The organism is Acinetobacter sp. SM1B, from assembly GCF_003289665.1.
Lineage (GTDB): Bacteria > Pseudomonadota > Gammaproteobacteria > Pseudomonadales > Moraxellaceae > Acinetobacter > Acinetobacter schindleri.
In genome coordinates this window covers 2,632,605-2,642,931 of sequence record NZ_QMBM01000001.1, presented here as the reverse complement: position 1 = coordinate 2,642,931, position 10,327 = coordinate 2,632,605, and the positions used below count along the sequence as shown (strand labels likewise).

Below are 10,327 nucleotides of genomic sequence, written 5' to 3'. Positions count from 1 at the left end.
CCACTAATAGGCAGATTCCTAAGCATTACTCACCCGTCCGCCGCTAGGTCCAGTAGCAAGCTACCTTTCCCCGCTCGACTTGCATGTGTTAAGCCTGCCGCCAGCGTTCAATCTGAGCCATGATCAAACTCTTCAGTTTAAAATCAATAGTGCTTTATTCAAAACACCAAATCTTGGCTCATCAATTTTCTGACATCAATTTCTCAAATAAACTTCGAGTAATTTCTACCATTCAATCAATGAAAATAATTTCGTCAATCAACCAGTAAAAATCCACACAAGTTGTTCTTCATAATCTCTTAATGATCTTTCTAACACCTCGTCAGTGCCAGAAGCTGGACTCAAAACACCGGATAACTCAGCATCTCGCTTCGTTCATCACCGTGTATCTCGTCGGTATGGGTGCATTATAGGGCAATTTCCTACACGTGCAAGTGCTTTTCACTGACACAAATCACGAGTGTACTATTTTTATGCACCAATATGGATCATTTTTATTCTATTATTCACATAAACACATGATTATAAAATAAAAATAACCGTAAAATATTTCTATATCATTTTTTACTTATTTTTGCGGGCCTGCTGTTTTAATGCTCACACTATTAATAATAACTGGTTTTAGTGGCACATTTTGATGCATTCCATAGTTGGCAGTCGGAACACCAGCAATTTTATCAACCACATCCATGCCTTTAGTTACTTTACCAAATACTGCATAACCCGCATTCATAGGAGAACGGTTCAAAAAGTTATTATCGACCAGGTTCACAAAGAACTGGGAACGGGCTGAATCTGGCTGATTCATACGGGCCATAGCTAAAGTGCCACGTGTATTGCTTAAACCATTATAAGATTCATTCTTAATAGTTGACTTATTATTTGGCTTTTCCACCATATTCGCATCAAAGCCGCCCCCCTGTACCATAAAACCTGGAATAACCCGGTGAAAAATGGTGCCTTTATAGAAGTTGTCTTTTACATAGTCTTCAAAGTTTTTGGCAGAGATCGGTGCTTTATCATTATAAAGCTCAATTTCGATATTCCCCATAGAAGTTTTCATTTCAACTATGGAATTGGCCGCCAGTGCTGGTAAAGCTAAAGCTGTTAAAGCTATTGCATATAATGGTTTTTTTAACATTTTTTAACTCATCTACTCAGAAGTAAGGGTTGAGAATCAAGCTATATTAATCTTTGATACCCATTAATGCATTACCCTAACCGACCAATTACAAGAGAATAAGAATGAACGTGCACCGTTTGCAGGAGAAAAATATTCATCAGTTTCCTCCCTGGCATTTACAGGGAGAGGGTTTTATTTTGAATTACTGGATTACTCCGCACTTTATCCGTGAATCTCGGAATTTTGGAATTGCCCCTTCTCCGCTGGGTCGTGTTGTACAAGTTATGCTGGTACGTTATCACCATTCTCCTGTAGGTCCTTATGATGAGCTACTGATTATGGACCATCCTTTAATAAGTCGAAGACGTCTGTCTACCATTCCAAAGATTTATGTTTCTACGCATGAATCTATTGTTCACGGTCAGCACTTATGGGGGATACCGAAGGAATACGCAGAATTTGAATGGCAGGAACAAGGACAGGAAGTCATTTGCCGAATCACTCATCAAGGGCAAAACATGACTGTTCGTCTGAAGAAATCTAAATCATCACGTTCCTTCTATTTAAATAGTCATCATCTTCCAACATCCATGTTAAAGATTCGACAAACCTGGAAATCCTCACATTATCAGTTTAGCCCGCAATTCCGAGGCTATCTATCCAAACTCGCTCAGGTAGAGTGGCAAAATACTCAATCGATTTTCCCGGATTTTTCTCGAGCCAAATATATACAAAGCTTTTATGTACCTAAATTCAATCTGGTCTTTCCCGAAGCCAAGGTACACAAAAAGTAAAAACTGGTGTTTCACGTGAAACACCTTAATTGAGATTTGATTTATTACTCTATATAGAGCTATTTTTAACTATGCTTATCCCAGAACTTACGGAAGTGTTTGCTCATTTCAATTACATTCTTTTTGGCGCGTCTTGAAATACTGGTCAGATTAATAAAGCCATGCGTCTGATCGGTATAATCATGATAATGTACTTTCACTCCATGCTGACGCAGCTTATGTGCATAAATAGCCCCTTCATCATGCAGCACATCATGACCAGCAGTAATCAGATAAGCCGGCGGTAAATTTTTCAGGTTGCCATAGGTCGGTGAAATGAGTGGATCATCCAATGCAATTTCATGTCGTTCCACATAATGATAAGTCACCAGTTCGATATCACCATCAGTGAGTACCAGACCATCTTTGTAAGCAAAATAGGAAGGATGACGGCTTTTAAAGTCCATGGCTGGATAAAGTAATAACTGAGCCTGAGGTACATAAACCTTGTCTGCACTGCGCTGAGCTACGACTGCTGCCAGATTGCCACCCGCACTGTCCCCTGCGACTGCAATGCGTTTTTTTAGAATTCTGAGCTGCTTGCTGTGTTGATGTGCCCAAGCCAGTGCATCTTCGCAGACTTGAACAATTTGTGAAGGATGATGTTCCGGCGCCAAAGGATAAGCGACACTCAATACTTGGGCATGCGCGTGTTTGGCCAGCAAACGACAATATTCATCATGCGTGTCCAGACTGCCAATCAGGAAGCCTCCTCCATGATAAAATATAATTAAAGGTAACTTTTTAGCTGGAGCCGGGTGATAGTGACGTGCTTGTACGATGCCACTGTGCAAGGGTAACTGGATATCTTCAACCTGGCGAATAGCAGTCGGTTTGGATTTTAGCAATTGCATGCTCTGTTCAAAGAAAATACGTGACTGCGCGATATCTTCTCTGACTATTCCAGTTTTGCCCTGTTTTAACTGCACGGCCATCAGACATTTTACAAAGGGATCCAGTTCAGGATAGTGGTAAGGATAATCCAGACTTCTGACTATTCTTTCCTGAGCAATTTTAGGTAATCGGTCCAGCAGACGTGCTGCTACCCCTTGCCCCTTATCCATCATGGCCTGTAATTGCTGACTCGATATCACCATAGCTTCCCATCCTTATTCGCTTAATTCTTCATATTTTCTACATGATCAGGGTGTATTTTGACCATATTCTTATATAAGTGCCTACATCGACATACAAATTTAGGCAGATCAATAAGCTAATCTCATTTTATCCCCCTGTCATTGACAATTTAAGCTGCTGTTTAGGCGCAAATTGTAGGATTGACCTTAACAAGGAGTGCTCACCTTTGGCTGGAAAACTGATATTCGTATCAATTGCGACGAGCTTATTGGCTGTAGGTTGTGTCGCATTCCCTGAAGATGACTATTATGACGGACGTTATAATAGAGCTTATGACTATCGCTATGACCGCGATTACCGTTATGACAACCGTTATGATCGGCAGCGTTGGGAATATGAACAGCAACGACGTTTACAGCAGGAACGTCGCCGAACTGAACTGGAACGTCAGCGACTAGAGCAACAGCGACGCCAGTTAAATGATCAACGTAGAAAACAGATTGAGTTGGATCACAGACGTCAGCAGGAACGCCAGCGTATTGAACAGCAACGCAAAAAAATCAGTAGCAGCCAAGCGGCTAGAAACCGAGCCGAGGCAGAGCGTAAAAAGCGTGGACAGCAGGCAGATACACGTCGCCGAGCAGCTGAACAGCAGCAACGACGTAAAGCTGAACAGAACCGTAATGAACGTGTCAAACGCTGGCAGGAATCACGTCGCTAGAATAGTCAGATTAATCTAAAAATTTGAAAGCGACCTAAACGGCCACTGATCCAGATAAGTTTCATCTATAAAAAAACCCGATCTCGGGCTTTTTTTAATGTCTTTATGAACAGAAATAGATGTTAGATAGCTATTATAGAATAAAACCCCTGAAGCGTATTTCTTCAAGGGTTTTATAGGGTTGTGTTTAAACGAACATCCTCTCGTTTATATGCTTCTCAGCAAATTTTTAAGAACTTCCTGTTCTCGATAAATCAATATTAGGCTGATTCGAGCATCTAACAAAGTAGATATTGTCCTGAATCCTTGTAGGCTTTAACTTACAGCTTTTCTATAAGTGATTGATCACTAGAATTTGAGAAGAAAATTAATAAATTTTACGCAAAAAAAAAGCTTATCTAGAGAGGATAAGCTTGAAAAACACATTTCAAAATAAGAAGAAACTACAGCGATAGAATCTGAAACGAATAATACGAAGTTGATCATTTTTTGTGAAATACTTTATTGCTTAGTTATTAATCGCTTTTATGTCTAAAAAACAATCAATATAAACATTCAGGCAAAAAAATAGCTGAGTCTTGGGGTATTCAGCTATAAAAGAGTAAAACGAATCAGGAACAGTAACCTAGTTCGGCTCTCTCCTTCTGAACCAGGTCACTGTTGATAAAGCTATGATGGTGCTTTTGATTTAACTTTTAAAACAGATAAATATTATTATTTATATCTAAAAATACGATTAAAAATTTTTCTGATTAAAAACATTCTTTTAATGAATGATTTATTTTCTAAAAACTAATTTAAGTACTTATACATTCATCTCTCATCTAATTACTAAGATCAAAACTAACTAAAAATTCTGAGGTTTTTATCTTCAAAACAGAGAAATTGTCTGCTTTTTCTCATTTCAATCCAGTTTGGAATAACAGAAACACAGCCTTTTGCAATAAATCTTAAAATTAATCACTCATTTCGCTTGAATTTTGAAGCCCAGCCCCGACTTCTTTATGTAATTAAGAACTTCCCAAATCATGGCAGTTCAGCATTCACGCAGTTAGCACTGATACCGAAGGACTGTACATGTTTAAGAACCCATTTAAACGGAGTAAATCAATGGCGACTGAGCAAAACGATCAAGCTCAAGAACTTGAGCAAGAGCAAACGGAACAACAAACAGCTCAAGCTGAACCTGAACAAGCTGAAGTTACCGTTGAGTCTTTACAGGAACAAATCGCACAGCTTGAAGGCGATTTAAAACTGGAAAAAGCACGTACTGCAAATGCCGTATATGAGGCACAAAAAAGTGTAGAACGCATTCAGCGCGAATCAGAAAAGCATAAAGATACTGTTTTGGAAAAGTTCTCTAAAGAGCTGTTAGAAACTGTAGATAACCTGGAACGTGCAATTCTCGCTGCGGGTGAAGAACAAGGCCCGTTACGGGAAGGCGTAGAACTAACCTTAAAAGGTTTACTGACAACATTAGAAAAATTTGGTGTGGTCGTAGTTGATACCGAGAATGGTTTTAATGCCGAGTTACATCAGGCAGTTGGTATTGCACCAGATACCAAAGCCAATGAGATCGGTACAGTCTTGCAAAAAGGCTATGCCCTGAACGGCCGTTTATTACGTCCTGCCATGGTCATGGTTGGCGCTTAAGCCAAATAAATTCGGGAGTTTGTGAAATTTTTCAAAAAATTTACTTGAAAAAAATCGAACGGCTCTCATATCGGATAACAAGTGTAAATCACAAAAAAATTTTAGAGGAAACATCCAAATGGCTAAAATCATTGGTATTGACTTAGGTACTACAAACTCATGTGTTGCAGTACTTGAAGGCGACAAAGTTAAAGTTATCGAAAACGCTGAAGGCGCACGTACAACTCCATCTATTATTGCGTACAAAGATGGTGAAATTCTGGTTGGTCAATCAGCTAAACGCCAAGCGGTAACGAACCCTAAAAACACATTATTCGCGATTAAACGTCTGATCGGTCGTCGTTATGAAGACCAGGCAGTACAAAAAGATATCGGTCTGGTGCCTTATAAAATCCTGAAAGCTGACAATGGCGATGCTTGGGTTGAAGTAAACGATAAGAAACTTGCACCACAACAGATCTCTGCAGAAGTTCTGAAAAAAATGAAGAAAACTGCAGAAGACTATCTGGGTGAAACAGTGACTGAAGCGGTGATTACTGTTCCTGCTTACTTCAATGATGCGCAACGTCAAGCTACCAAAGATGCAGGCCGAATTGCAGGCTTAGAAGTTAAACGTATCATCAACGAACCAACTGCTGCTGCACTTGCGTTCGGTATGGACAAGAAAGAAGGCGACCGTAAAGTTGCTGTATACGACTTGGGTGGTGGTACTTTCGACGTATCAATCATTGAAATTGCTGACCTTGATGGCGACCAGCAAATTGAAGTGTTATCTACCAACGGTGATACATTCCTGGGTGGTGAAGACTTCGATAACGCATTAATCGACTATCTAGTTGAAGAGTTCAAGAAAGAACAAAACGTGAATCTGAAAAACGATCCACTTGCATTACAACGTCTGAAAGAAGCTGCTGAAAAAGCAAAAATCGAGCTTTCTTCTTCTAACGCAACTGAAATCAACCTTCCATACATCACTGCAGATGCGACTGGTCCTAAACACTTAGTGATCAACGTTACTCGTGCAAAACTTGAAGGTTTGGTTGCTGACCTGGTTGCGCGTACGATTGAGCCTTGCCGTATTGCACTTAAAGACGCTGGTCTTTCGACTTCTGACATCTCTGACGTAATCCTGGTGGGTGGTCAGTCTCGTATGCCAATGGTTCAACAGAAAGTTCAAGAATTCTTTGGTCGTGAGCCACGTAAAGATGTGAACCCTGACGAAGCGGTAGCAATGGGTGCTGCGATTCAAGGTGCGGTATTGTCTGGTGACAAAACTGACGTACTTCTGCTTGATGTAACGCCTTTAACACTTGGTATTGAAACCATGGGCGGTGTATTGACTCCAATCATCGAGAAAAATACCACGATTCCTGCGAAAAAATCGCAAGTGTTCTCAACTGCTGCGGACAACCAGCCTGCTGTAGACATTTCGGTTTACCAAGGTGAACGTAAAATGGCGCAGCAAAACAAACTGTTGGGTAATTTCCAGTTAGGTGACATCCCACCAGCTCCACGTGGTGTGCCACAAATTGAAGTATCGTTCGACATCAACGCCGATGGTATCTTGAAAGTATCTGCGAAAGACAAGAGCACTGGTAAAGAGCAATCTATCCAGATCAAAGCAAACTCAGGTTTGTCTGATGCTGAAATCGAAGCAATGATCAAAGATGCTGAAGCGAATGCTGAAGAAGACCGTAAGTTTGAAGAGCTGGCTAAAGCACGTAACGAAGCGGATGCCTTGGTTTCTTCTGCTCAAAAAGCAGTGAAAGATCTTGGTGAACAAGTGACTGCTGACGAAAAAACTGCAATCGAAACTGCAGTGTCTGAGTTAGAAGCGTCAACTAAAGAAAATGATGTAGAAGCGATCAAAGCGAAAACTGAAGCGCTGCAAAACATCATCATGCCGATTACTCAACGTGCTTATGAAGCAGCTCAAGGCCAAGGCGGTGCGCAAGGTTTTGATCCAAATGCTTTCCAAGGCGGTGAAGGTCAACAACAAAAAGCGGATGATGGCGTTGTAGATGCTGAGTTCACTGAAGTGAAAGATGATAAAAAATAATTTATCAGCTTAAGCTTAAAAAAGACCGCGCGAAAGCGCGGTTTTTTTATGCCTAGACTTGAAAGAATTAATGGAAAATTACCAAAATTGGATCGTATTTTCAGGCAAAGCTGTTTAAGTTAAATCAAATATTAAAATATCCTGAACTTATGAAAATTCTTATTTTGTGGCCTTTACTCAGTTACTTGAGCCTGACAGCCTGTAGCTTCCCTGTTTCAAATTCGCCCTCTCAAATCACTTCAACTCAATCTATTCAAGCTATTGCAAAGTTATTTGATCAGGCACAAAGCTCTGGCGTTTTAGTAATTCAACGGGGTCCACATCTACAGGTCTATGGCAATGATTTGAGTCGTGCACATACCGAATATGTTCCTGCTTCAACCTTTAAAATATTTAATGCTCTGATTGGCCTGCAACATGGTAAAGCCACGACCAATGAAATTTTTAAATGGGATGGCAAGAAGCGCAGTTTTGCAGCCTGGGAAAAAGACATGACTCTCGGCCAAGCCATGCAAGCTTCTGCTGTACCCGTCTATCAGGAACTGGCACGTCGCATTGGTCTGGAACTAATGCAACAGGAAGTACAACGTATTCAATTTGGTAATCAGCAGATTGGTCATCAGGTCGACAACTTCTGGTTAGTCGGACCTTTGAAAGTCACCCCGAAACAAGAAGTCGAATTTGCCTCTGCGCTTGCTCAAGAGCAGCTTGCCTTTGATCCTCGGGTTCAGCAGCAAGTTAAAACCATGTTACTGTTACAGGAGCGACAAGCTTATCGGCTTTATGCTAAATCCGGTTGGGGTATGGATGTGGAGCCGCAAGTCGGCTGGCTCACCGGTTGGATCGAAACACCTCAGGACGAAATCGTGGCATTTTCACTGAATATGCAGATGCAAAGTAATATGGATCCGGCGATCCGTCTTAAAATTTTGCAGCAGGCCTTGGCCGAATTAGGACTTTATCCAAAAGCTGAAGGGTGACATAAATAAGCATGGGAAAAATGCCAAATTTAAGCTATATTTTTAAAAATAAACATTTAAATAAAAAATATGCGTCTTTTGCTCTGTCTAGTCGTAGTGGTATTACTAGTTGCAGGTTTTCTGCATCTACAGACCCAGTCTCATCCGCAGCTAAAATTCAATTCTCTGACTGACCGACTCATCCATCCTTTTGATACGCGCTTACGCTTTAAAGTGGACCAGGTCGATCCGGGCTTTGGACTGACTCGTGAAGAAGTGATTCAACTGGCACAAGAAGCTATTGAAATCTGGCATCGTGGCACTGGCCGTGATGACCTAATGGTCTATGATGAAAATGCACAGCTCAGCATCAAGCTGATTTATGATCACCGCCAGCAGGAATATGATGCACTGAAAAAAACCACACAGAAATTACTTCGCGATGAAGCCCAATATCAACGTCAGGCAGAAAACCTGACCGCCTCCCGAAATCATCTGGATCAGCAACAGCGTCAGCTGTTAGAGCAGCGCAATCTGCTACAACTCCAGTTCGAGCAACTCATGCTACGGCGCAATCAGCCGGGACTTTCTGCTCATCAACGTCAGCAGTTGCAACAGGAATTTAACGAGCTTCAATTCAGGTCAGAATGTTTCCAGCGTGAAGCGGAATATCTGCAACAACAGCAATTATCTTTTAATACTCAGGTTGCCGCCTACCAAAGCAGTGTTCAGTCTCACCACAATAATATTAATCAGGCACAGCAGCGCTTTCCACCACGCCAGTTCCATAAAGGAATTTTTAAAGGCGATGAAATCCATATCTATCAGTTTGATGCGCAAGATGACTTGCGTCTAACACTGGCACATGAACTGGGCCATGCCTTGGGTTTATTGCATCATGGTGATCCTGAAGCACTGATGTATCCAGTACTAGGTGAACAAAAGCTGGAAAATTTTGAACTGCGCCCGGCAGACAAGACTTTGCTATATACACGCAAATCCTAAGCGATTTAATTCCTTATAAGTTTTATGTCTTTATTATCTTTTTGAACGACCATAGTTGATGATTTCATGTTATTGTGAGCATCTATCATTCACTAAAGCCCTCTGTGGAGATCGGCATGAGTTATTACCATATCCTGATTGAAGCTAATGATCATATCAGCACAATTGATGAAACTCGTGATATCGAAATCTTTGATATTGTAGAACTTCAGCCTTATTTACATGCGATTTTGCTCCCTTATTTCAATGAGCAGCTGATTGAACTTGAGGATGAAAATATTGCCTATCAAGACATTCTACATTTGCAAGTAAAACAGACTCTATTGCCGATCAATGACCTGATTGAAGAAGAACAAAAGCTGTTACCGAGCGATACCGATATTACTATTAGCGCTTATGAGATTTTTAATAATCGTGAGCTGAGTCAGGATGTGACAACCGTGATCTTCGACTTGCTTGAAGCGGTGAAACTCGAAGCTTAACTATAAAAATAGCGCATAAAAAAAGTCCTCATTTTGAGGACTCTTGATTTCTATGGTCTAAATCTCAAATCATGTTTAGATCGAGAAAGATGAACCACAGCCACATGTAGTCGTAGCATTCGGGTTTTGTACCACAAAGCGTGAACCTTCCAGCCCTTCAATATAGTCAACGACTGAACCTACTAAATACTGGTAGCTAAGTGAGTCGACCAGCATCTTCACATCGCCGTTAATAAATTCTGCATCATCTTCATTCTGGCTTTCAGCAAAGTTGAAGCCATAAGAGAAACCTGAACAGCCGCCACCAGTCACATAGACACGTAGCATAAGATCTTGGTTACCTTCACTGTCACGCAATTGGCGTACTTTATTGGCAGCATTGTCAGTCAGCACAAGTGCTTGAGCATTCATGATG

10 protein-coding genes and 1 rRNA gene are annotated in these 10,327 nt (G+C 41.0%); 7 read left to right on the top strand and 4 right to left on the bottom strand.

Features of this window, described 5'->3' with window-relative positions; translation table 11 throughout:
- Both C8322_RS12725 and C8322_RS12720 read right to left on the bottom strand, forming a co-directional pair.
- Positions 1–139: ribosomal RNA gene (locus C8322_RS12725) — 16S ribosomal RNA — on the bottom strand; the annotation flags it as partial.
- Positions 140–568: 429 nt separating this feature from the next.
- Positions 569–1,141, bottom strand: a complete 573-nt coding sequence (locus tag C8322_RS12720) for a peptidylprolyl isomerase (protein ID WP_111810736.1) — start codon at positions 1,139–1,141, stop codon at positions 569–571.
- Between the two features lie 104 nt (positions 1,142–1,245).
- On the opposite strand from C8322_RS12720, the gene C8322_RS12715 reads away from it, so the two are divergent.
- Positions 1,246–1,917: an acetoacetate decarboxylase family protein gene (locus C8322_RS12715; protein WP_048880931.1), complete on the top strand. Its 672-nt coding sequence runs from the start codon at positions 1,246–1,248 to the stop codon at positions 1,915–1,917.
- 65 nt (positions 1,918–1,982) lie between these two features.
- Here C8322_RS12715 and C8322_RS12710 read toward each other — a convergent pair whose 3' ends face one another.
- Complete coding sequence (locus tag C8322_RS12710) at positions 1,983–3,053, bottom strand: alpha/beta hydrolase (protein ID WP_111810735.1); 1,071 nt, start codon at positions 3,051–3,053, stop codon at positions 1,983–1,985.
- 206 nt (positions 3,054–3,259) lie between these two features.
- On the opposite strand from C8322_RS12710, the gene C8322_RS12705 reads away from it, so the two are divergent.
- From C8322_RS12705 to C8322_RS12680, 6 genes are all read left to right on the top strand, one after another.
- Positions 3,260–3,754: a hypothetical protein gene (locus tag C8322_RS12705; protein WP_004814042.1), complete on the top strand. Its 495-nt coding sequence runs from the start codon at positions 3,260–3,262 to the stop codon at positions 3,752–3,754.
- 1,110 nt (positions 3,755–4,864) lie between these two features.
- The gene (grpE, locus tag C8322_RS12700; RefSeq protein ID WP_004814040.1) at positions 4,865–5,407 is read left to right on the top strand and encodes a nucleotide exchange factor GrpE; all 543 of its coding nucleotides are present in this window, start codon (positions 4,865–4,867) and stop codon (positions 5,405–5,407) included.
- A 118-nt stretch (positions 5,408–5,525) separates the two neighbouring features.
- Positions 5,526–7,466, top strand: coding sequence for a molecular chaperone DnaK (gene dnaK / locus C8322_RS12695; protein ID WP_004814038.1), 1,941 nt, complete (start codon positions 5,526–5,528; stop codon positions 7,464–7,466).
- Positions 7,467–7,615: 149 nt separating this feature from the next.
- Positions 7,616–8,446, top strand: coding sequence for an OXA-134 family carbapenem-hydrolyzing class D beta-lactamase OXA-276 (locus tag C8322_RS12690; protein ID WP_004814035.1), 831 nt, complete (start codon positions 7,616–7,618; stop codon positions 8,444–8,446).
- Between the two features lie 69 nt (positions 8,447–8,515).
- Positions 8,516–9,430 (top strand): matrixin family metalloprotease, encoded by a 915-nt coding sequence (locus C8322_RS12685; RefSeq protein ID WP_111810734.1) that lies wholly within the window; start codon positions 8,516–8,518, stop codon positions 9,428–9,430.
- 104 nt (positions 9,431–9,534) lie between these two features.
- The gene (locus tag C8322_RS12680) at positions 9,535–9,912 is read left to right on the top strand and encodes a hypothetical protein (RefSeq protein ID WP_171063227.1); all 378 of its coding nucleotides are present in this window, start codon (positions 9,535–9,537) and stop codon (positions 9,910–9,912) included.
- A gap of 75 nt (positions 9,913–9,987) precedes the next feature.
- Here the strand turns inward: C8322_RS12680 and erpA are convergent, their stop codons facing one another.
- Positions 9,988–10,323, bottom strand: coding sequence for an iron-sulfur cluster insertion protein ErpA (erpA, locus tag C8322_RS12675; protein WP_004814030.1), 336 nt, complete (start codon positions 10,321–10,323; stop codon positions 9,988–9,990).
- Positions 10,324–10,327 lie beyond the last annotated feature (4 nt).

What these genes read in the sequence shown, in the direction of transcription:
- dnaK (WP_004814038.1), top strand. Translation starts at nt 5,526, where the DNA reads ATGGCTAAAATCATTGGTATTGACTTAGGTACTACAAACTCATGTGTT.
- C8322_RS12720 (WP_111810736.1), bottom strand. Translation starts at nt 1,141, where the DNA reads ATGTTAAAAAAACCATTATATGCAATAGCTTTAACAGCTTTAGCTTTA.
- C8322_RS12690 (WP_004814035.1), top strand. Translation starts at nt 7,616, where the DNA reads ATGAAAATTCTTATTTTGTGGCCTTTACTCAGTTACTTGAGCCTGACA.
- erpA (WP_004814030.1), bottom strand. Translation starts at nt 10,323, where the DNA reads ATGAATGCTCAAGCACTTGTGCTGACTGACAATGCTGCCAATAAAGTA.
- C8322_RS12685 (WP_111810734.1), top strand. Translation starts at nt 8,516, where the DNA reads ATGCGTCTTTTGCTCTGTCTAGTCGTAGTGGTATTACTAGTTGCAGGT.
- C8322_RS12710 (WP_111810735.1), bottom strand. Translation starts at nt 3,053, where the DNA reads ATGGTGATATCGAGTCAGCAATTACAGGCCATGATGGATAAGGGGCAA.
- grpE (WP_004814040.1), top strand. Translation starts at nt 4,865, where the DNA reads ATGGCGACTGAGCAAAACGATCAAGCTCAAGAACTTGAGCAAGAGCAA.
- C8322_RS12715 (WP_048880931.1), top strand. Translation starts at nt 1,246, where the DNA reads ATGAACGTGCACCGTTTGCAGGAGAAAAATATTCATCAGTTTCCTCCC.